At 62.6% G+C, this 21,049-nt stretch carries 18 protein-coding genes; 15 read left to right on the top strand and 3 right to left on the bottom strand.

What is annotated here, in order from left to right; translation table 11 throughout:
* Positions 1-28: 28 nt before the first annotated feature.
* A complete protein-coding gene (locus EJV47_RS15830) occupies positions 29-835 on the top strand; it encodes an inositol monophosphatase family protein (RefSeq protein WP_126694146.1) in 807 nt (268 codons plus the stop codon).
* A 219-nt stretch (positions 836-1,054) separates the two neighbouring features.
* On the opposite strand, the gene EJV47_RS15825 is transcribed toward EJV47_RS15830, so the two are convergent.
* On the bottom strand, positions 1,055-1,903 hold the full coding sequence (locus EJV47_RS15825) for a DUF4382 domain-containing protein (protein ID WP_126694145.1): 849 nt from the start codon (positions 1,901-1,903) through the stop codon (positions 1,055-1,057).
* A gap of 246 nt (positions 1,904-2,149) precedes the next feature.
* Between EJV47_RS15825 and EJV47_RS15820 the strand changes: the two genes are divergently transcribed.
* Both EJV47_RS15820 and EJV47_RS15815 read left to right on the top strand, forming a co-directional pair.
* Positions 2,150-2,290 carry a response regulator gene (locus EJV47_RS15820; RefSeq protein ID WP_126694144.1) on the top strand — a complete coding sequence of 47 codons (141 nt, stop codon included), beginning with the start codon at positions 2,150-2,152 and terminating at the stop codon, positions 2,288-2,290.
* Positions 2,291-2,305: 15 nt separating this feature from the next.
* Complete coding sequence (locus EJV47_RS15815) at positions 2,306-2,623, top strand: response regulator transcription factor (protein ID WP_126694143.1); 318 nt, start codon at positions 2,306-2,308, stop codon at positions 2,621-2,623.
* A gap of 75 nt (positions 2,624-2,698) precedes the next feature.
* On the opposite strand, the gene EJV47_RS15810 is transcribed toward EJV47_RS15815, so the two are convergent.
* Positions 2,699-5,806, bottom strand: coding sequence for an AsmA family protein (locus tag EJV47_RS15810; protein WP_126694142.1), 3,108 nt, complete (start codon positions 5,804-5,806; stop codon positions 2,699-2,701).
* 246 nt (positions 5,807-6,052) lie between these two features.
* On the opposite strand from EJV47_RS15810, the gene EJV47_RS15805 reads away from it, so the two are divergent.
* Entirely contained in the window at positions 6,053-7,123 is a 1,071-nt protein-coding gene (locus tag EJV47_RS15805; RefSeq protein WP_126694141.1) for a PorP/SprF family type IX secretion system membrane protein, read from the top strand.
* Between the two features lie 71 nt (positions 7,124-7,194).
* The gene (locus tag EJV47_RS15800; protein ID WP_126694140.1) at positions 7,195-8,466 is read left to right on the top strand and encodes an SUMF1/EgtB/PvdO family nonheme iron enzyme; all 1,272 of its coding nucleotides are present in this window, start codon (positions 7,195-7,197) and stop codon (positions 8,464-8,466) included.
* Between the two features lie 260 nt (positions 8,467-8,726).
* Here the strand turns inward: EJV47_RS15800 and EJV47_RS15795 are convergent, their stop codons facing one another.
* On the bottom strand, positions 8,727-9,428 hold the full coding sequence (locus tag EJV47_RS15795) for a ComF family protein (protein ID WP_126694139.1): 702 nt from the start codon (positions 9,426-9,428) through the stop codon (positions 8,727-8,729).
* 178 nt (positions 9,429-9,606) lie between these two features.
* Here EJV47_RS15795 and EJV47_RS15790 point away from each other — a divergent pair, with 178 nt between their 5' ends.
* The 10 genes from EJV47_RS15790 (at position 9,607) to EJV47_RS15745 (ending at position 21,015) form a co-directional block, all read left to right on the top strand.
* Entirely contained in the window at positions 9,607-9,987 is a 381-nt protein-coding gene (locus EJV47_RS15790; RefSeq protein WP_126694138.1) for a carboxymuconolactone decarboxylase family protein, read from the top strand.
* 2 nt (positions 9,988-9,989) lie between these two features.
* A complete protein-coding gene (locus tag EJV47_RS15785) occupies positions 9,990-10,355 on the top strand; it encodes a hypothetical protein (protein WP_126694137.1) in 366 nt (121 codons plus the stop codon).
* A gap of 85 nt (positions 10,356-10,440) precedes the next feature.
* On the top strand, positions 10,441-11,205 hold the full coding sequence (locus EJV47_RS15780) for an exodeoxyribonuclease III (protein WP_126694136.1): 765 nt from the start codon (positions 10,441-10,443) through the stop codon (positions 11,203-11,205).
* A gap of 255 nt (positions 11,206-11,460) precedes the next feature.
* Complete coding sequence (locus EJV47_RS15775) at positions 11,461-14,886, top strand: DUF4175 family protein (protein WP_126694135.1); 3,426 nt, start codon at positions 11,461-11,463, stop codon at positions 14,884-14,886.
* 42 nt (positions 14,887-14,928) lie between these two features.
* Entirely contained in the window at positions 14,929-15,366 is a 438-nt protein-coding gene (locus tag EJV47_RS15770) for an ATP-binding protein (RefSeq protein ID WP_126694134.1), read from the top strand.
* Between the two features lie 29 nt (positions 15,367-15,395).
* Positions 15,396-15,878: an rRNA maturation RNase YbeY gene (ybeY, locus tag EJV47_RS15765; RefSeq protein WP_126694133.1), complete on the top strand. Its 483-nt coding sequence runs from the start codon at positions 15,396-15,398 to the stop codon at positions 15,876-15,878.
* Between the two features lie 222 nt (positions 15,879-16,100).
* Positions 16,101-16,829: a GNAT family N-acetyltransferase gene (locus tag EJV47_RS15760; RefSeq protein WP_126694132.1), complete on the top strand. Its 729-nt coding sequence runs from the start codon at positions 16,101-16,103 to the stop codon at positions 16,827-16,829.
* A gap of 359 nt (positions 16,830-17,188) precedes the next feature.
* A complete protein-coding gene (gene mnmG, locus EJV47_RS15755) occupies positions 17,189-19,051 on the top strand; it encodes a tRNA uridine-5-carboxymethylaminomethyl(34) synthesis enzyme MnmG (protein WP_126694329.1) in 1,863 nt (620 codons plus the stop codon).
* A 16-nt stretch (positions 19,052-19,067) separates the two neighbouring features.
* Complete coding sequence (locus EJV47_RS15750) at positions 19,068-19,442, top strand: hypothetical protein (protein ID WP_126694131.1); 375 nt, start codon at positions 19,068-19,070, stop codon at positions 19,440-19,442.
* A 709-nt stretch (positions 19,443-20,151) separates the two neighbouring features.
* The gene (locus EJV47_RS15745; RefSeq protein ID WP_243651185.1) at positions 20,152-21,015 is read left to right on the top strand and encodes a class I SAM-dependent methyltransferase; all 864 of its coding nucleotides are present in this window, start codon (positions 20,152-20,154) and stop codon (positions 21,013-21,015) included.
* The last annotated feature ends 34 nt before the right edge of the window (positions 21,016-21,049 follow it).

Raw genomic sequence — 21,049 nt, 5'->3', positions numbered from 1 at the left:
GCACTCAGGATGACAATACCATTCTTCCATGCTTGACCTTACCCAACTCAGCCACCAGGTAGCCGAAGTAGCCCGCCGGGCCGGCCAGTTTATCCGCCAGGAAGCCGCCAGCTTCGACCGCGGCCGCGTCGAAAACAAGGGCCTGCACGACATGGTGTCGTACGTCGACCAGGAGTCGGAGCGCATTGTGGTGGCGGGGCTGCGCGAGCTGCTGCCCGAGGCCGGCTTCATTACCGAGGAAGGTACCGCCGGGCCGGCCAACCGCGCCGGGCAGTACACCTGGATTATCGACCCGCTCGACGGCACCACCAACTTCATCCACGGCCTGCCGGTGTACTCGGTCAGCATCGCCCTGATGGAGGGCTCGGAGCTGGTTATCGGGGTGGTGTACGAGGTGAACCAGGACGAAACCTTCCGGGCCGTGCGCGGCGGCGGGGCCTTCGCCAACGAGCGGCCCATCCGCGTATCGGACGCGCCCACGCTGAGCAAGTCGCTGGTGGCTACGGGCTTCCCCTACAGCAACTTCAACCGCATCGACCCCTACCTGGGCATGCTCAAGGAGTTCATGCGCGAAACCAACGGGGTGCGCCGTGTCGGCTCGGCCGCCATCGACCTGGCCTGGGTGGCCGCCGGTCGCTTCGAAGCCTTCTTTGAGTTCAATATCAACTCCTACGACGTGGCGGCGGGCGTGCTGCTGGTGCGCGAAGCCGGGGGCCGCGTCACACAGTTCCTGGAAGACGGGGACCCGATTTTCAACCGCGAAATCATTGCCAGCAATGGCCACGTGCACGACGAGATGATGCAGATTATCCGGCCGTTCTGGAGTAAGGAATAGGGTAGACGGTAACATACACTGTCATTGCGAGCGAAGCGAAGCAATCCTTCCTCTCGCGGCACGACGGCACCAAACGCACTAACTCCAAACGGCACCGCCCGAAACCAAGTACCCCAGGTTCCGGGCGGTGCCGTTTTTAGGTTTCTGCCAATTGTAGCGGCGTTGCTACTAGAGGAAGGATTGCTTCGCCTCGCAATGACTGCTACTGCACCGCCGCCTTTACTGCAGCGTGGTATTGTCGATAACCGTTGTCACGTTGTTGGTTACCGTGATGCCGGTGCGGGTAGCTTCGCGGTAGGCGGCCTGGCCGGTAGGCGCGGTGCCGGTGGGGAAGTACTTCACGGTGTAGGTGCCGGCGGGCAGGCTCCAGAGCTGGTAGGCGCCGCTGGCGTCGGCCATGGTGCTGAAGGTATCGGGCACGGTGATGCTGCTGCGGATGGCCAGCACCTGGGGCAGGGCGGCGGCCGGCGACACGGTGCCGCGGATGGCCCCGTTCAGATCCTGCGCCACTACCCGGATAACGGGCTTAAGCAGGTACCGCTCGTTCTGATTGCCGTTGCCATTACCATTACCGCGCTCCACGATGGACTTGGCCACGTCGAAGTCGAGCAGCAGCTGGTAGGTTTGTCCGGCCACCAGGCTCACGTTCTGCAGCTTCAGCTTCACGCCGGAAGTCTGGCCGCTGGGCGTTTTCAGGTTGTAAGTCTGCCCGCTACGGGTAGTTACCGTGTTGTTAGGGCCGAGCACCAGGCGGATTTCCTGCGGCGTGCCCGGGTCGAAATCGGTGTCGACCAGCAGGGCCGAGCGGCCATTCACGTACTCCAGCACGTTGAGGCTCTGAGGCGTAAACGGTAGGGTCTGCCAGCCGTTGGGGTCGTTTTCGGGGTTCAGGTGCAGCTCAATACGCTGCACGTCGAGCGTGACGGCGCGGAAGTCGCCGGGGGCATCGGTGAGGCTGATGCGCAGCTTGGCGGCACCGGCTTTATCGTTGTCCTTGCCGCATCTGCCGAGGCCCAGCAGGGTGGCTAGTGCAATTGCACCAGTCAGGAAGGAAATGTTTGCTTTCATGGGCTGAGAAAATTGTTTAAAAGCAAAGTGCAAAACCAAACAGCCATACTGGCTTTATTTTTTAGCCCATGGCATTAAATATACTATTCACCATCAATCTGAAAATTTCTCTCCTAACGTAAGTCAGGCCCGAATAGATACAATCCCCAGCAAAAACGCCCGCCCGATAGCCGGGCGGGCGTTTTTGCTGGGTAATGATGCCGCCAACTTGACCAGCAACTCCGGCAGCGCAGCGGCCCGTCCCAAGTGGTGCTGCTCGACGTGCAGATGCCCGGCCTGAGCGGCATTGAGGCGCTGCCGCTCATCCGCCAGCGCCTGCCCGAGGCCGACGTGCTCATGCAAACCGTCTTCGACGACGCCGACACCATCTTTCAGGCCCTGCGCTAGGGTGCCACCGGCTACGTGCTCAAAAGCGCCTCCCTGGCCGAGTACAAAGCCGCCGTACTCGACGTGGCCCGCGGCGGCGCCCCCATGAGCCCGGCCGTGGTGCGCAAAGTGCTGGCCCACTTCAATCTTCTGCCCCAGACGCAGCCCGGCCTGCTCACCGGGCGGGAGCAGGCCGTGGTCCAGGGCATCGTCGATGGGCTGAGCGACAAGCAGGTGGCGCACCGCATGGGCCTCTCGCCCGAAACCGTGCGCACCTACGTCAAGCGCGTGTACCGCAAGCTGCAGGTCAGCTCCCGCACCGAGCTGGTAAGCCGGGTAGTGCGGGGGAATTAGGGTTAGAGGGTATGGGGTAGGAGGGCATGAGTCGTTAACCAACTCTTACCCTCCTACCCCCATACCCTCTAACCCTTAATTCCCTCCGGCTTTGGCGGTATCTGCGGGTGCGGGCGTGGGCGCCGGAGTGGGCGTGGGCGCGGGGGTAGCCGGCTGGCTGGGTTTCTTCTTGCCGCCGAGCAGGTCTTTCAGCCCCTGCTGCGCTTTCTGCTTGAGCTTGGCTTCGGCTTCGAGGCGCTTTTTCTCCAGCTCCTGCGCGGCCTTGGCCTGCAGCTCCTGCTGTTTCTTTTCCAGCTCCTTCCGGGCGCTGTCCTGGGCCACCTGGGCTTTGGCGGCCAGCTTCAGCTTGGCGTCGTCCACCTTGCTCTGCACCACGCTGGTCACCAGGTTTTTGGCCAGGTCCTTGGCCTGGGCCTTGGTGCCGGCGGTGCTCAGCTTCACGTCGGGGTTGGTGATGGAGCCGCCGATTTTCAGGCCCATGGTCACCCGTTCGGTGCCCTTGATATCCTGCACGCCGGTCAGCTGAGTGAGCTTGGCGTTCAGGGCGTTGCCCACTTTGCCGGTGGGCACGTCCAGGGCCATTACGTAGTCCACCCCGCCCGACACGTTCGAGGAGCCGCCCACCGTGGCCTTGATCTGGCCCACGGTGAAGTCGAAGGGCTTCACGATGAAGTTGCCGTTGAGCATTTCGGCGGCCACGTCCTTGTTATTCACCGCGAAATTCTTCAGCTCCTGCAGCTGCGTCAGGTTGCTGATTTTACTGAATACCGGCGAGGTACCCACGGCCGCGCGCACTACCTCAAACAGGCCCTTGCCCGTCAGGGTGCTGTACACCGGCATCATGTCCTGGCCCATTTCCCCGCTCACCGAGAAGTTGGTGCCGAAGATGCCCTCCACCTGCTGGGCCAGCGGCAAGAGCTTCTTCACCGAGGGGAAGGCGGCAAAGGCGTTCTGGAAGTTCAGGTTCTTGATGTTCAGCCCGAAGTTGAACTTGGGGTGCTGCAGGTCGCGGCTGTTGTAGCTGCCGTTGGTGGCAAACTGTCCGCCCAGGGTACTGAAGGTCAGCCCGTTCATGTTCACGGCCTCGTCCTTCACCGTCAGCGCGCCTTTCAGATTGTCCAGCTTCAGGTTGTCGTAGATGACCTGGTCCACGTCGGCGTTCAGCTTCAAGTCGAAGAACTTCGGAATCTGCAGCACCCCGTCGGCCGCGGTGGCCGTAGCCGGCGCCTTAGCCGCCGTCTTCGCCCCCGCCGAGGCCGCGCCAGTTGGCTCCACCATCCACTCGTTCACGTTGAAGCGCTTCGAAGCGACGTTCAGGGTGCCGCGCAGGGGCTGGCCGGGCGTAAACAGGTAGCCCATGTAGTTGCTGATAACGCCCGACGCCTGCACGTCCGAGGAGCCCACGAACCCCGTCATGTTCTGCAGCGTGATGCTGGCGTTGTTGAACGAAGCCGTGGCCGCATTCACCTTCACGCCCTGGGGCAGGTCGGTGCTTTTGTAGGTCACGTTCTGGGCCTGCACCGTGCCCGAAGCCACGATGTTCTGGTACCGCTCGGCCTCGATGTCGGCCATGCTGCCCTTGGCGGCAATGTTACCGTTCAGGCGCCCGGTCACCGTCATGCCCTCCAGCGGGAAGATTTTGGTCAGCTTGGTCAAATCCACCACGCCCTTCACGTTGGCGTCAAACACCGGCTTGTCGATGTTCTGGGCGGCCAGGCGGCCCTCCAGCGGCTCCCCGTCGAGCAGCATTCTAAACTGCGGAATGTCGATGCGGGTGTCGTTCATCTGCCCCGTGGTATTCACCACCGTGCCGTTCAGGGCCAGGTTTTCCACCGGCGCCGGGAAGGCCTTGGCTTTCACGTAGCCGTTGGTCAGGCGGAGCGCGGCCCGGGTCACCGGCATCTGGGTCTTCGAGTAAGTACCCTTGGCCGTGGCGTCCACCGCCAGCAGCCCGCGCACCACCATATCCGGCACCGGGTACACCTTGGTGGCCTCCGCCAGGTCCACGTTGGCCTTCACCCGGCCGTCCACCTTCATCGGCTCCAGCCCGTCGATGCGCACGTTGCCGTCCACCGGGTTTTTGCCCAGGTCGAGGTGAAACTTCCGCACGTCCACCATCACGTTGTTGGTGAAGCCCGAGGGGTTGTCCACCTTCATGTCCACGTTGATGTTCTTGGCGGCCTGGGGCAGATCCGGGTAGTGAAACATGCCGTTGGTAATCTGCAGCTTCACGCCGTAGCCGGGCATCTTCACCGCGTTCTGCACGCCCTTGAAGTAGCCGTCAAACGCCACCTTGCCCGCCGTTTCGATGCTCTGGAAATCCTTGGTAAACACGCCCGGCACCAGGCTCAGGATGTTCTTAAAGTCCGTTTCCAGCGCCTTGAAGGTCAGGTCATAAGTAATGTCCGTCTCGTTGGGCAGCCCGATCTGGCCCTGGAAGCTGAACGGGAAGTCGTTGAGCCGCACCTGGTTGTCCTTGAAGGTAAACAGCATCTTCCCCAGGTCCATGCCCATGGTCACGTCGGCCGTGAGCTTCTTCCGCTCGATGTAGGCCGTCTTGTCGTACACCATGGTCAGCGCCTCGGCCGTGGTGTTCGACTTCATATCGAATACGTCCTCGGCAAAGTCGCCCGAGCCCGAGTGGTTTACCCCGCGCAGCTCCATGCTGAAGGGGATGCTCAAATCCTCGTAGCGGATGTGGCCGTCGTCCAGCTTCCAGCCTTTGATGGCAATTTTCGGCGAGGAAGTGGTGTCCACGCCCTTGCTGGCCAGGGCCGAGTCCGGAATGACGATGTCCCAGTTGGCCCGCCCGCTCTTGAGCACCTTGATGTGCAGGTCGGGCCGCTCCAGGTTCACCTGGTTAATCTTGATTTCGTCGCCGCTGATGACGCTCATCAAATCCAGCCCCACGTCGAGGCGGGGCAGCGAGGCCAGCGTATCCAGCGCGAAGGAGTCCTTGCCGATGATGCGCAGGTTCTCGATGCTCAGGTCCAGGTCCGGAAAGGTGCGAATCAAGCTCACGCTTACGTTTTCGGGCTCATATTCCACCCGGGCCGCCAGCTTCTGGGCGAGTTGCTTGTCGAGGGCGGCCCGAAGCTTGTCCTTAAAGAGTATTGGCGTCAGCGCTACGGCCGCCACGAGCACCACGAGGAAAATCAGCAGGCCCAGAAAAAATTTTCGCATGGCATAAACAGTTGACAACTAGCCCACAACCGCTCCGGGAGCCGTTTCCGCTAGTCGAGGTGGCACCTTAAACAGGAGCGAATTTGCAATTTTAGTTCCGCCACCCAGCAGCCGCGCACCAAACGCGGATTTCCGGCCGTTAGTACACCCAACTAGCACCCGGTCCGGCTCCACGCTCCGCCCGCCCCGTTTGGGCGTGGCCGCCGCGTAGCCAACCGCGTGCCATTCCAGCCCTTCCGCGGTTCTATGCGCGCCACTTTTCCGCCCGCCTTTCTGCTTTGCCGGCGTCTCCGGCCCGCGGCGGCGTGGGCCGGCGGCATGGTGGCCCTGTCGAGCTTGGCTCTGGTGCCTACGGCCCGGGCCCAGGACGTGTTTTACTCCCAGGCCTACGCCACCCGGCTGCACCTGAACCCGGCCTTCACCGGCCTGCTCGACGACTACAGCGTCACGCTGGCCTACCGCAACCAGTACCCCACGCTCATCGGCACGCTGCAGTCCAGCCAGCTGGCGGCCGATTACCGCTTCCAGGACCAGCGTAGCGCCGTCGGGCTGCTCATCAACGCCGACCGCGGCGGGGGCCTGGACATGACGCGCTTCGAGGGCGGCTTTACCTACGCCTACCACTCCAAGCTGGCCCGCAACGTGTACGTCAGCGCCGGCGCGCATGCGGCCTACGGCTCCCAGCGCATCAGCTACGGCAACCTGGTGTTCAGCGACCAGTTCGACGCCAACGGGTCCATCAGCGGCCCTTCGGCCGAGCAGATTCCGCAGGTCTACGAGCCCGTGCGCTACCTCACCATGGGCCTGGGCGGCCTGCTGTACACCGACCGCGCCTGGGGCGGGGCCTCGGTGTCGCACCTGAATCAGCCCGTCGTAGGCCGCGCCGATGAAGCCCGGCTACCCTTCCGGCTGAGCCTGCACGGCGGCTACAAACACTATTTCCGCCGTGCCACCGTTAAGCGGGTGTACCGCGAGGTAAGCCTTTCGCCCACGGCCACTTACACCTACCAGGGCGGCTCCGACCGCGCCGAAATCGGCCTGTACGGTACCTGGACCCCTGTCACCGCCGGGCTGATCTGGCGGGGTGCCACGCCCGGCCCGGGCAAGACGCAGCAGAGCCTGGTGGCCCTGGCCGGCGTCGCCTGGAACGGTTTCCGCTTTGCCTACAGTTACGACGTGAGTCTCAACCGGTTCGGCCGCGAAGCCGGCGGCGCCCACGAGGTAACATTGTGTTTACAGAAGATTGACTTGCTCGAAGCCGGGTATCGGCGCCTGCGCCGCAAAAATTACGCGGCTCCCCCTTGTCCGACCTTCTGAAAACTCGTAACATTGCGTTCAGTTTGCCATTCTCAAGCCTTTTCCGCTCAAGGAGTTCCACGTAAACAAGTATGAATTTTTCCAAGTACCTGCGTTTAGCTGTCGTTGGCGCCTGCGCCCTGTCGGCTTGCAAAAGCGGTCCGCCCTCGGCTCAGAAGCCCGGCAAGTACTCGTCCACGACGGGCATTGAGTACAACACCGAAGAAGGCATGAAGGTGGCTGACTACCAGGGCATTCCGGATGGCCCGGGCCTGGTGTTCATCGAAGGCGGCCGCACCGTGCTGGGTTCGGGCGAAGAGGACGTGGCCATGACCCACGACAACCTCGAGCGCACCGTAACCGTGGCCTCGTTCTACATGGACGAAGCCGAGGTGGCCAACATTCACTGGCTGGAATACCTGCACTACGTGCGGAAAGACTCCTCCGAGGAGTTCTACCAGTCGGCCCTGCCCGACACCACCGTGTGGGCCCGCGACCTGTCGTTCAACGACCCCTACGTCGACTACTACCTGCGTTACCCCGGCTTCCGCTTCTTCCCCGTGGTGGGCGTGAGCTGGCTGCAGGCCAACGACTTCTGCACCTGGCGTACGGCCAAGGTGAACGAGAACCTGGCCGCCGGTGCCGACATGGGCACCTCGACGAAGAAATCCAAGAAGAAGAAAAACAAAGGCGGCGACGATGCCGGCGACGGTGCTGAAGGTACCGGCGACGTAGCAGCTACCGACGAGGAGGGCAAGACCAAAATCTCCATCGAGAACGGTAACACCCTGCCGAACTACCGCCTGCCCACCGAAGCTGAATGGGAATACGCCGCTCAGGCTATGATCGGCACCCAGGAAGTGGGCAACGAAAACCAGGAAAACAAGCGCGTATACCCGTGGGACGGCCGCCAGGTGCGTAACTCCTACGGCCGGAAGATGGGTCAGTTCCTGGCCAACTTCAAGCGCGGCCGCGGTGACTACGCCGGTATTGCCGGCTCGCTCAACGACGGCGCTATGATTACGGAGTACGTGTACGCCTACCCCCCGAACGACTACGGCCTGTACAACATGTCGGGCAACGTGAACGAGTGGGTGCAGGACGTATACCGCCCGCTGTCGTTCGAAGACATGGAAGACCTGAACCCCTTCCGCCGCAACGGCGTGCTCGACGAAGAGACGAAGTACGACAAGAAAGGCTACCAGTCGCTGATCGACGACAAGGTGCGCGTGTACAAAGGCGGTTCGTGGAAAGACGTTGCCTACTGGCTCTCGCCCGGTACGCGCCGCTTCATGGCTCAGGACTCGGCTACGGCCTCCATCGGCTTCCGCTGCGCCATGATCAACCCCGGCTCGAATAAGTAATAATCACGGATTCGTGCGGATTTTTCGAATTACACGGATTTCGTGGACGATTCGGGAAGCCTAAACAAACCGAACAAGAAAGCCACCCCTCGGGGTGGCTTTCTTGCTTTAACGGCTTGATCAATCCGGCCCTTAGTTGCAATTCAACATGCCGGCATGAAATCCAAATAGAGCCAGGCGCCCGAACGACAATCGTCTACAAAATCCGTGAACCGCAGGAAGGCGTAGCCAAATCCGTCGAATTCGCACCAATCCGTGATTTAGTGTTCGGCGCAGGCAATGGTGGCCACGCTGACGGCCGAAGCCCCGGCGTCGAGCACCTTTACGGCGCAGGCTTCCAGGGTGGCCCCGGTCGTCAGCACGTCGTCCACGATGAGCACGTGCTTGCCGGCTACTGCCCCGGGCTGGGCCACTTCGAATACCTCGGCCACGTTCTGCCACCGCTCGGCGCGGCTCTTGCGCGTCTGGGAGGCCGTGAAGCTGGTGCGCCGCAGCGTATCGGCCGACCAGGGCACGGTGAGGCCGAGCGACAGGCCCTCGGCGAAAGTGTCGGACTGGTTGTAGCCGCGCTTGGCCAGCTTGCGGCGGTGCAGGGGCACGGGCAGAATCAGGTCGAGGCCGCCGCTGAGGCCGTGGGTGGCCAGCTCCTGCCCGTACATCTGGCCCAGGGCCGTGCCCACTTCCTGCTGGCCCTGGTACTTGAGCTGGTGCAGCAGGTGCTGCACGCGGCCGCGGCGCAGAAAGCGCAGGTAGCTCAGCACGTGCTCCATGGGCACGCGCCCCCAGAAGCGCCGCGCCAGCGGGTTGTCGGCCGGGGCGAGGCGGTGGTAGTCGGTGTAGGGCAGCTCGGTGCGGCAGGCGGTGCAGAGGTGGTTTTCGCCGCGGGCCAGGGATTGTTGGCAGGCTAGGCAGGTGCGCGGAAATATCAGCGCGACAAAATCGGATAGGGCAGACGGGAACATGACGCGTTTGGGGTAGTCGGTGGAGCCAAACGCAATAGGTGTGTAGCGGCGCCCGGAGCCGGGACGCGGTAGAGCGGGGAATTGCTGGTTAATGTAAACCTTTGCGGCGGATTTTTCCTTTTGCAAGACCACGCCACCGGGCGTGAACTCACCATTTCACTACTCCCCATCTCACCGGATGAGCCTCGTCACCGAATTCAACGACTACCGCTCGCGCATGAACGAGAAGATCATGGCGGCGGATAACAAGGTTATCAAGCGCTTTTTCAACCTCGACACCAACACCTACCAGGCCGGCGCGCTGGACGTGAAAACCAAGGAAATCGTGGGCCTGGCCTGCTCTATGGTGCTGCGCTGCGACGACTGCATCAAGTACCACCTCGGTAAATGCTACGAGGAAAAGCTGACCGACGCGGAGGTGTACGAGGTGTTTGCCATTGCCAACCTCATCGGCGGCAGCATCGTGATTCCGCACTTCCGCCGGGCGGTAGAGTACTGGGAGGCGCTGAAGGAGGAAGCCGCCGCGCCGGCCCCGCCCCACGCCGAACACGCCGAGTAACCATGCTGGACCCGCAGGAAACCGAGGCGCAGTTTGAGCACCGCTGGTGGCTGCTGATGACCGAGCTGCGCCAGCGCTTCGGCAAGAAGCCCGACCTGAACGCGCTGCTGCTGCTCATCGGCGTGCAGGAGCTGGGGCAGGGGCTGGGCCCGTTCTCGAAGGAGCAGAAGCAGGACCTGATGCACATTGCCACGTGCCGGCTCTTCAGCATCTCGGGCTACTACGAGCTGGAGCGCGTGGACGAGGATGGCTGGCCGCACTACCGCCTCATCAACCCCGTGCCCTTTGCCACGCTCAAGGAGCAGGAGCGCATGCTGAAGTGGCACATCCTGGAGTATTTCGCGCAGCAGGAAGATTTAAATGGCTAAACTGCTGAATGGTTGACTGGCTGGTCGTTCGGAAACCGCAACGACCAGCCAGTCAACCATTCAGCCATTCGACAATTCACGCAACTTGAAAATCATTTCTTACAACGTCAACGGGTTGCGCTCGGCCATGAGCAAGGGGCTGCTGGACTGGGTGCAGCAGGTGCAGCCCGACGTATTGTGTTTGCAGGAAATCAAGGCCGGGCGCGAGGCGCTGGACGTGGCGGGCTTCGAGGCGCTGGGCTACCACTGCTACCTGTACCCCGCGCAGAAACCGGGCTACAGCGGCGTGGCCGTGTTCAGCAAACGGGCGCCTAACAAGGTAGCGCCGGGCTGCGGGCACGAGGCCTACGACTTCGAGGGCCGGGTGCTGCGCCTGGATTTCGACGACGTATCGGTGCTGAACGTGTACATGCCCTCGGGCACCAGCGGCGACGAGCGGCAGGCCTTTAAGCTGGAGTGGCTGAAGTGGTTTTCGGCCTACGTGCAGCAGCTGCGCGCCACGGTGCCGCCGCTGGTTATCTGCGGCGACTTCAACTGCTGCCCCACCGCCATCGACCTGCATAACCCCAAGGCCAACCAGAACTCCCCGGGCTACACTCCGGCCGAGCGGGCCTGGTTTGCTGACTTTCTGGCCACCGGCTTTACTGACTCCTTCCGCCACCACCACGGCGAGGCCCCGCACCACTACTCTTGGTGGAGCTACCGGGCCGGCTCGCGCAAGCGCAACGTGGGCTGGCGCCTGGATTACCTGCTGGCCGACAACGCCCTGCAACCCCGCCTGGCCGCGGCCGGTCTTTTGCCCGATGCGGTGCATTCCGACCACTGCCCGGCTTTCGTGGAATTGGCGTAGGGCAGTAGTATAAGCTTCAGCTTGTGCTGCGGCCACTGGCCGCAATGTGGAGCCGCGCCATTCGGGTTTAATCTCCTGACGGCGCGGCTTTCCATTGGCGCCTTGGGCGCCAGCACAAGCTGAAGCTTATGCTCCTGGCAGCTGCCGGCACTTATTGCGGGCCGTCAGCCGTTAGGAAAGCACGGCCGTACGGCGCGTGGCTGCGGCCGCGGGTTTCGCCGTATCTTTCTCCGTTTCGCCTTTGTGAGGTCCGATATGCCGGCTACCCAATCTATACCCGCTGCTTCCGCCGCTCAGACTGCCACCTGGCAACAGGTCCGGCAGCACCTGGAGGCGTTTAAGCGCAAGTTTTACCTCAGCCTGCTGCTGCGCGGCGCCCTGGTGGCCGGCGGTCTGCTGCTGACGTTTTTTGTCGTCGTCAACCTGCTTGAGTACTTCCTGTACCTGCCCACCTGGGTGCGGGGCGGGCTGCTTTTTGGCTTTCTGGGACTGACGGTCTGGGCTTTCGTGCGCTGGATCTGGCAGCCGCTGGCGGCCCTGACCAACCTGCGCCGCCTGCTCTCCGACGAGCAGGCCGCCCAGCACGTGGGGCAGCTGTTTCCGGAGGTGCAGGACAAGCTGCTCAACGCCCTGCAGCTGCAGGGCCAGGCCCGCGACAACGCCCTGATTGCGGCCAGTCTGGAGCAGCGCGCCGGGCAGCTGTCGGGCCTGGAATTCGCCGAGCGCATCAAGCTGAAGGACGACACCCGCCCGCTGTGGAAGTACGCCGCCGTGCCGGCCCTGGTGGCCGCCGGCCTGCTGCTGGTGTGGCCCAGCCTGTTTGTGCAGGGCACCGAGCGGATTTTCCACTACTCCCGCGCCTACGCCCGGCCCATGCCCTTCCGCTTCGTGCTGGCCGATAAGAGCCGGGGCCTGCAGACGTTCAAGAACGAGGATTTCCGGTTGGAAGTGGCCGTGGAAGGCGACGCCGTGCCCAACGAGGTGACGGTGCTCTACGACGGCCGGGAGCGGCGCCTGACCAAGGTGGCCCCGGGCCGCTTCGCCTTCACGTTTCAGCAGCCCCAGCGCAGCACCGAGTTTCAGCTCGCGGCCGCCGGCTTCACCTCCGACGACTACGAGCTGCGCGTGCTGGAGCGGCCCAACCTGCGCGACTTCACCGTGCGCGCCGAGTACCCCGCGTACCTGCGCCGTCCGGCCGAAACGCTCAACAACGACGGCAACCTGACCGTGCCCGAAGGCACCCGCCTGACCTGGCTTTTCAACACCGCCGCCACCGAGCAGGTGAAGCTGCAGTTTCGGGAGCCCACCGAAACCGTGGCGGCCCAGGCCGCCGCCGACGACCGGTTTACCGTCACCCGCCAGGTGCTGCGCAGCCAGCCCTACCGCGTGGATTTGCGCAACAACATCAGCCCCAACCGGGACCCTATCGAGTACCAGCTCACCGTGGTGCCCGACCAGGTACCCAGCATCACCGTGGAGGCCTTTGCCGATACGGCTACGCGCCGCTACCTGGCCCTGGCCGGTACTCTGCGCGACGACTACGGCCTCTCGCGCCTGGCCCTGCACTACCGCGTGGGCACCGCGCAACGGCCCGGCTCCTGGCGCAGCGTGCCCATCGCGCTGGCCAACAACGGTCCGGCCCAGACCTACGCCCACCAGTGGGATTTGGCCCCGCTGCGCCTCAAGGCCGGCGACCAGCTCGAATACGCCGTGGAGGTGTGGGACAACGACGGCCTGCACGGCCCGAAATCGGCGCGCACGCGGCCCGTTACTTACCGCCTGCCCAGCCGCACCGAGATGCGCGAGCAGCTGAATGCCGACTCGCAGGCCATGCAAAACAAGATGACCAGCGCCCAAGAGCAGAGCAAGAAGCTGCAGCGGGAGCTGGCCAAGGCCGAGGAAAAGCTCAAGACCAAGCGGGAGCTGAGCTACTCCGACCGCAAGGAAATGCAGCAGATGCTGGAGCAGAAGCAGCAGATGGATGCCCAGCTCAACCAGATGAAGCAGATGTTTGAGCAGCTGCAGCAGAAGCAGGAGCAGATGGACCCGCGCAGCCAGCAGCTGGCCGAAAAGGCCCAGGAGCTGCAGAAGCTCATGGAATCCATGCTCGACCCCGAAACCAAGAAGCTCTACGAGGAGCTGCAGAAGCTGCTGCAGCAACAGAAGGCGCCCGACTCGGAAATGCAGAAGCTGCTGGATAAGCTGGAAAACAAGGAGGAAACCATGCAGAAGGAGCTGGAGCGGGCCATGGACCTGTTTAAGCAGCTGCAGCTGGAGCAGAAGATGGAAAGCACCACCGAGCAGCTGGAAAAGCTGGCCCAGGAGGAGCAGAAGCTGGCCGAGCAAACCGAAAAGGCCGCCGACAAGCCCAACGACCAGCGCCAGCAGGAAAACCAACAGCTCAAGCAGCAGCAGCAGGAAGCGCAAAAGCAGTTCGAAGAGGTGAAAAAGGAGCTGCAGGAGCTGCAGAAGATGGACCAGCAACTCGACAACCAGAACAACCTGGACCCGATGCAGCAGGAGCAGCAGGACGCCGACCAGCAGATGCAGGACAGCCAGGAGCAGCTCTCGAAAAACCAGAACCAGAAAGCCGCTCAGAGCCAGAAAAACGCTGCCCAGAAAATGCAGCAGATGGCCCAGAAGATGAAGCAGCAGATGCAGGAGGACGAGTCGGACCAGCAGCAGGAAAACATCGACCACCTGCGCGACATCCTCGAAAACCTGCTGAAGCTCTCCTTCGACCAGGAAAACCTGATGAAGCAGTTTCGGCAGGTGGACCAGTCAGACCCGCGCTACCAGCAGCTGAGCCAGAACCAGCGCAAGCTCCGCGACGACGCCGTGGTTATTCAGGATTCGCTGTATGCCCTGGCCAAGCGCGTGTTCCAGCTCCAGTCTTTCGTCACGCGCGAGGTAGGGGAGATGAACGGGCAGATGGACCAGGCCATGCAGCAGCTCCTGCAGCGCAACCCGGGCCGGGCCACCGGCTCGCAGCAGCTGGCCATGACGAGCATGAACAACCTGGCCCTGATGCTCAACGACGCGCTGCAGCAGATGCAGCAGCAGCAGCGCGAGGCCCAGCAGCAGAAATCGGGCGCCGGCAAGCCCGGCGGCAAAAAGAAAAAGGGCCAGCAGCAGAGCCCCGGCCTGGGCCAGATGGGCAAGATGCAGCAGCAGCTCAACCAGCAGATTCAGCAGCTGCAGCAGAGCGGCAAACAGGGCCGGCAGCTGTCGGAAGACCTGGCTAAGATGGCCGCCCAGCAGCAGATGCTGCGCGAGGCCCTGCAGCAGCTGGAAAAGATGCAGCAGCAGGCCGCCAAGCAAGCCGGCAAGGATGGCAAGCAGAAGGGCGACCAGGGCATGGGCGGCCTCGGCGACCTGAAAAAGATGATGGAACAAACTGAGCAGGACCTCGTAAACAAGCGCTTGACGGAGCAGACCGTTATGCGCCAGCGTCAGATCCTGAGCCGCCTGCTGGAAGCTGAGAAATCGGCCCGGGAGCGGGACCTCGACAACAAGCGCGAAGCCGAAACCGCCAAGACGGTACCCCCCGGTTTCCCGCCTGCTTTTGAGAAATATCGGGAGCAGCGTAACCGCCAGACGGAGTTGCTACGTACGGTACCCCCGGCCCTCACTCCGTACTACCAGCGGGAGGTGAGCGAGTATTTTCAGAAAATGAAATAGCGCTGCCTATTTTTACCCCCCGTTGCCCCCTTACCTCACCCCATGAAGCAGGTCAAAATTCAGATTCCCTCCCTCGTTGAGAACATCCGCGTGGTCGAAAGCTTTATCGACAACTCCAAGGATACGTTCCACATCGAGGACGACATCTACGGCAACATCATGGTGGCCGTCACGGAGGCCGTGAACAACGCCATCCGCCACGGCAACAAGTTCGACAAGGACAAAAACGTGCTGCTGTGCCTCTCCATCGACCAGGACCGCGTGAAGTTTGAAATAGAGGACCAGGGTCCCGGCTTCGACTTCAACAATCTGCTCGACCCTACGGCCCCCGAAAACCTGGAAAACCCCGGCGGCCGCGGCATCTTCCTGATCCGCCACCTGGCCGACGAGGTGGAATTCACCAAGGACGGCCGCAAGGTGGAGCTGACGTTCCTGCTGCCGCCCTCGAACGGCGCGTCCCAGGGCCACGCCGTCGCCTAGCTTTCTTACCGCTTACCACACCCCGCTTTATGTCCGACGCTGACCAGCTCCCGCCCGACCACGACAAGTACGACCCCATGCACGACGCGCCGGGCATCGAGTTCGTGGTGGAAGACGTGGACTTTGAGCTGGGCAACGCCACGGAGCTGACGGAGTGGATTGAGCGCGTGGCGGCCGTGCACGAGCACAAAATCGTGCAGCTGACTTACATCTTCTGCTCCGACGAGTACCTGCACAAGGTGAACGTGGAGTACCTCGACCACGACACGTACACCGACGTCATCACCTTCGACAACGCCGACGACGCGGACATTATCGAGGGCGACGTGTTCATCTCGGTGGACCGCATCAAGGAAAACGCCGAGACGCACGGCGTGACCTTCCGCGACGAGCTGCACCGCGTGATGATTCACGGCGTACTGCACCTGCTCGGCTACAAGGACAAGGATTTGCTGAGCCAGACGGCCATGCGCAAAAAGGAGGACGACTGCCTTTCGCTGCGCACGTTTTAGCCCGCTGGCCCTGCTTTCAGATTCAGAAACGCCCGCCTCTGTGCGGGCGTTTTGCTTTTGTAGCGCGGGCTTGAGCCCGCGTCCGCCTGCGCTATTTCGGCAAGACGATGTGCGGCTGATTCGGCAAGACGAGGCGCGGGCGGCGCGAACGGACGCGGGCTGAAGCCCGCGCTACAGTCGTAACTTGCTGTTGCCTGCGCCGCAGCGCCTTCTACACTACCCATGACTGCTACCCCTCATTCGTCCGAAATCATTCCGGGCAACGTGCTGGATTTCTACCTGAGCCAGGGCTACTACCGCATGCACCAAGAGCTGTTTACCTGCCAGTTTCTGCCCATCAATGGCGGTATCTACACCGTGCACTGGCTGCGCGTGGTGCTGGCCGACGTGACCTGGGGCCCGGAGCAGCGCCGCCGGCTGCGCCTGAACGAGCGGTTTTCCATCACGCTGCGGCCGTTTCGCCTCACCGACGAGTACGAAGACCTTTACGCCCGCTACCGCGCCAGCATCAGCTTCGATGCGCCCGACACGGTGGAATCCTTTACCCTGGCCGGCGCCCGGCACAACGCCTTTCCCACCGGCGTCATCGAGCTGCGCGACGCGGGCCGGCTGATTGCCGCCGGCATCTTCGACAGCGGGGAGCAGACGCTGGCTGGCATCATGAACTTCTACGACCCTGCCTACCGCCGCTACAGCCTGGGCAAGTACCTGATGCTGCTCAAAATCAACTACGCCCGGCAGCAGGGCATGACGCACTATTACCCGGGCTACCTGGTCCATGGCTACCCCAAGTTCGACTACAAGCTTTATCCCTGCCCGGCTGCCACGGAGGTCTTCGACTCTTACCGCGGCTACTGGCTGCCCTTCGATTGGCAGGCCGTCAATGAGCATTCGGCGGAGCTACTGACCGTGTGGCGGGAGCGGGAAAACGAGCTGCACGGGGCCGAGTAATCCGGCTCCGCGCGGTAAAACGTCGAAGTGCGTATCTTTGCGCACGTTCTGAGCGGGTTAGGCTTCACATTTGATAACTGTTTCCGCCCGGCGTGGAAACGGTTTTTGCTTTTCAAGCCCAAATCCAGAACGTCATCCTGAGCAACGCGAAGGACCTTCCTCGCGCCCTGCACCGCCGATTAAATCTATGCACCAAATGGCATAGACTTAACAGCGACAGTAAACCGTCTCTGATCAGGCGTTTATGCGGGGTTGGAGCAAGGTTCTTCGCGTTGCTCAGGATGACGTTCTGGATTTGGGCACAAAACGCGGGCCTCGCCTGTTACTCACCTCCGAAAGAAACAACCCTCCCAGCTATGCTGACCCAGGAATACGATGTAATTGTGGTAGGCGCCGGCCACGCCGGCTGCGAAGCTGCCGCCGCGGCTGCCAATCTTGGCTCCTCGGTGCTGCTCGTGACCATGAACATGAACACCATCGCGCAGATGTCGTGCAACCCGGCCATGGGCGGGGTGGCCAAGGGGCAGATTGTGCGCGAGGTGGACGCGCTGGGCGGGCAATCGGGCATCATCACCGACAAAACGATGATTCAGTTCCGGATGCTCAACCGCTCGAAGGGCCCCGCCATGTGGAGCCCCCGCGCCCAGAGCGACCGGATGCGCTTTGCCGAAGAGTGGCGCCTGACGCTGGAAGGCATCCGCAACGTGGACTTCTGGCAGGAGGCCGTGACCGGCCTGCTGGTGGAAGACGGCACCTGCGTGGGCGTGCGCACTCAGCTCGGCATCGAGTTCCGCAGCAAGACGGTGGTGCTGACCAACGGCACCTTCCTGAACGGGCTCATCCACATCGGCGAAAAAAACTTCGGCGGCGGCCGCGCGGCCGAGAAGAAGAGCACCGGCATTACCGAGCAGCTGCGGGAGCTGGGCTTTGAGACGGGCCGCATGAAGACGGGCACCCCGCCCCGCGTGGACGGCCGCACCCTCGACTACTCGAAAATGGAGGAGCAGGCCGGCGACGAAAACCCGAGCAAGTTTTCCTACCTCGATACGCCCCAGCTCAGCAAGCAGCGCCCCTGCTACATCACCTACACCAACGAGAAGGTGCACGACATCCTGCGCACCGGCTTCGAAAAGTCGCCGATGTTTCAGGGCCGCATCAAGGGCCTGGGGCCGCGCTACTGCCCCTCGGTGGAAGACAAAATCAACCGCTTCGCCGACAAGGACCGCCACCAGATTTTCGTGGAGCCCGAGGGCTGGAGCACGGTGGAGGTGTACGTGAACGGCTTTAGCAGCTCCCTGCCCGAAGACGTGCAGTACGAGGCGCTGCGCCAGATTGCGGGCTTCGAAAACGCGAAGATGTTCCGCCCCGGCTACGCCATCGAGTACGACTTCTTCCCGCCGACGCAGCTGCACCTGACCCTGGAAACCAAGCCGGTGCGCAACCTCTACTTCGCCGGCCAGATCAACGGCACGACGGGCTACGAGGAAGCTGCCTGCCAGGGTCTGATGGCCGGCATCAACGCCCACCAGCGGGTGCGGGAGCTGGAGCCCTTCATCCTGCGCCGCTCGGAGGCATACATCGGCGTGCTCATCGACGACCTGGTCAACAAAGGCACCGACGAGCCCTACCGCATGTTCACCTCCCGCGCCGAGCACCGCATCCTGCTGCGCCAGGACAACGCCGACCTGCGCCTGACTCCGCTGGCTCACAAGCTTGGGCTGGCCTCGGATGAGCGCATGGCGCGCGTGGAGCAGAAACAGCGCCAGACGGCCGACGTGCTGGCCTACCTGCAGAACAAGCCGGTGGAGCCGGGCGAAATCAACGGGCTGCTGGTGGAGCTGGGCTCGGCGCCCATCCACGAGAAAACCCGCGCCGTGAACCTGCTGCGCCGCCCGCAGGTGGAGCTGGAGGACTTGCAGCGCGCCCTGCCCGAGCTGAACCAGTACCTGCAGACATACGGTCCGGAGGCGCTGGAGCAGGCCAGCATCCACGTCAAGTATGAAACCTACATTGAGAAGGAGCACCAGCAGGCTGCCCGCATGGGCGAGCTGGAGGGCGTCCGCATTGCCGGCAAACTGGACTACAAAGCCATGCCCGCCCTCTCGCACGAAGCCCGCGAAAAGCTGCTGCGCATCCAGCCCGAAACCATCGGGCAGGCCTCGCGCATCAGCGGCATCTCGCCGGCCGATATTTCGGTGCTAATGGTGTACCTGGGCCGCTAGTAGGGCAGAGGCCACCATGCAGGCAGCCTCCGCCCCATTGCAACCAGCCCGACGAGCCGACCACCTGGGTTGGTTTGTCGGGCTGGTTGTCTTTTCGAGCCTCGCTTTCGGGTTGGCGCTGGCCTATATCGTAGCGTTTCAGTGGGGCCATCCTCACCTCGTTATCACGTGGGCTGATAACATCATCATGGGCGCCTGCGCCTTGCAGGGGCCGCTGGCCTTTTGGGGGCTGATTGGTACCATCCACGCCGCCTGGCACCGGCGCTTCGGGCGGGCCATGCTGTGGCTGCTGTTCACCGCCTGGGCGCTGCTGTTGCTGGTCGGCGGCAGCGTTGCGGTGGGCGTGGCGGTGATTGGCGCGCCCTACATTGACGAGCGGCCGGGCATGTAAATCAGTAAAGAAACCGGTGGCGGCCTCGGCGTAGTTGATTTGGGGTTTGTCGGTGCCGAGTCGGCCGCTGCCGTATAGCGGCGTCATGTTGGTAGAATACGCTTTGCCAGCACGATTAGGAGCTACAGCAGCCCCTTCGGCAGCATAGCAGGTCGGTTGAATACGCCGAACCGGTAGGCCCCCGAGTATGCCGGAGCCAGTGACTGACCAGCCTAGCGGCTGATAGAGCAAGCGCGTTTTACTCGCGAAGTCGTTTAGAAACTCTTTTGATCATCGCACGAAACTCGTTGACTCGTCCAGCCACGATTCGTCGATAAGCCCGGCATGACAACGTGACACTCGTCGACAATTTTCTAAACAGCTTCTGCGCAAATGCAGCGCCCTATTTTGCGCAAACGTTTGCGCAAAACCGAGGGGGCTTACAACGCCATTACAGCCGTGTTATACCTTCCGCAGGCACTTTCCAGAATTTCCCGTCAGCATAAAATCCGCGCTGGTTTTATACCAAGTGGGTAGTTATCCACATTCTGCCCAGCCATCATTCCTGGTGGTTCGCTACTTGTCGGCTGTTCCCTATATTTTTGTAGGTGTAGTCGCAGCCGGCGCCCGCGTCCGGCTGTTTTTTGTTTGCCGCCTGATTGCCTTTTGAGTGTCGTACGAACGCGTAGAACAGTGCCCCGTGTGCGGGAAAAGTGACTTCCGCCCAAAAATGGTGGTCGAGGACTATTCCGTCAGTCACGAAAGCTTTGCCATCGTGCAGTGCACGAATTGCAGCTTCCTGCTCACCAATCCGCGCCCCGACGCCGCCAGCATCGGCCGCTACTACGAAAGCCAGGACTACGTCTCGCACTCCGACACCAACCAGGGCCTCATCAACCAGGTCTACCAAGTGGCCCGCAGCTTCACGGTGCGCCAGAAAGTGGCCCTGCTGGCCAAGCACGCCCCGCGCCGGGGTCGTTTGCTCGACTACGGCTGTGGCACCGGCTACTTCCTGGCCGCCGCCCAGAAAGCCGGCTGGCAGGTGGCCGGCCTCGAGCCCAACGACACCGCCCGCCAGCTGGCCGAGCAACACACCGGGCAGCCCATCAGCCCCGGCGACCTAAACCAGTTCGAGCCCGCCTCCTTCGACGCCATTACGCTCTGGCACGTGCTCGAGCACGTGCACGAGCTGAACCCCACGCTCAAGCAGCTCACGCGCCTGCTCAAGCCCGACGGGGTGCTCATCATTGCCGTGCCCAACGCCGAAAGCCCCGACGCGCAGTATTACCGTGAGCAGTGGGCCGCCTTCGACGTGCCCCGCCACCTCTACCACTTCACGGCCAAAACCATGACGCGCCTGCTGCGCAAGCACCACCTGCAGCTGCGCCAGACCCTGCCCATGAAGCTCGACGCGTTCTACGTGAGCATGCTCAGCGAGAAGTACCGCGCCGAGCGCAGCGGCGGCCTGCTGGCGGCCCTGCGCTCCGGCTACAAGTCGAACCGGCAGGCGGCCCAGAACGGCGGGCAGTATTCCAGCCTGATTTACGTGGCCACCAAGGACGCCAAAACCGGCGCCGCGCCCGAAAAGGCCTGAGCCGCCGGCAGGGTAGGGGAGGGGCCAACTGCTT

It is taken from the genome of Hymenobacter gummosus (assembly GCF_003970915.1).
GTDB classification, from domain to species: domain Bacteria; phylum Bacteroidota; class Bacteroidia; order Cytophagales; family Hymenobacteraceae; genus Solirubrum; species Solirubrum gummosum.
The sequence above is the reverse complement of the archived record's forward strand: the minus strand, read 5'-3'. Positions and strand labels throughout refer to the sequence as shown.

Coding starts and splice junctions, on each gene's coding strand:
- EJV47_RS15745 (WP_243651185.1), top strand. CDS start 20,152: ATGGTGGTCGAGGACTATTCCGTCAGTCACGAAAGCTTTGCCATCGTG.
- EJV47_RS15785 (WP_126694137.1), top strand. CDS start 9,990: ATGCTGGACCCGCAGGAAACCGAGGCGCAGTTTGAGCACCGCTGGTGG.
- EJV47_RS15830 (WP_126694146.1), top strand. CDS start 29: ATGCTTGACCTTACCCAACTCAGCCACCAGGTAGCCGAAGTAGCCCGC.
- EJV47_RS15770 (WP_126694134.1), top strand. CDS start 14,929: ATGAAGCAGGTCAAAATTCAGATTCCCTCCCTCGTTGAGAACATCCGC.
- ybeY (WP_126694133.1), top strand. CDS start 15,396: ATGTCCGACGCTGACCAGCTCCCGCCCGACCACGACAAGTACGACCCC.
- EJV47_RS15805 (WP_126694141.1), top strand. CDS start 6,053: ATGCGCGCCACTTTTCCGCCCGCCTTTCTGCTTTGCCGGCGTCTCCGG.
- EJV47_RS15810 (WP_126694142.1), bottom strand. CDS start 5,806: ATGCGAAAATTTTTTCTGGGCCTGCTGATTTTCCTCGTGGTGCTCGTG.
- EJV47_RS15800 (WP_126694140.1), top strand. CDS start 7,195: ATGAATTTTTCCAAGTACCTGCGTTTAGCTGTCGTTGGCGCCTGCGCC.
- EJV47_RS15775 (WP_126694135.1), top strand. CDS start 11,461: ATGCCGGCTACCCAATCTATACCCGCTGCTTCCGCCGCTCAGACTGCC.
- EJV47_RS15790 (WP_126694138.1), top strand. CDS start 9,607: ATGAGCCTCGTCACCGAATTCAACGACTACCGCTCGCGCATGAACGAG.
- EJV47_RS15795 (WP_126694139.1), bottom strand. CDS start 9,428: ATGTTCCCGTCTGCCCTATCCGATTTTGTCGCGCTGATATTTCCGCGC.
- EJV47_RS15760 (WP_126694132.1), top strand. CDS start 16,101: ATGACTGCTACCCCTCATTCGTCCGAAATCATTCCGGGCAACGTGCTG.
- EJV47_RS15750 (WP_126694131.1), top strand. CDS start 19,068: ATGCAGGCAGCCTCCGCCCCATTGCAACCAGCCCGACGAGCCGACCAC.
- EJV47_RS15825 (WP_126694145.1), bottom strand. CDS start 1,903: ATGAAAGCAAACATTTCCTTCCTGACTGGTGCAATTGCACTAGCCACC.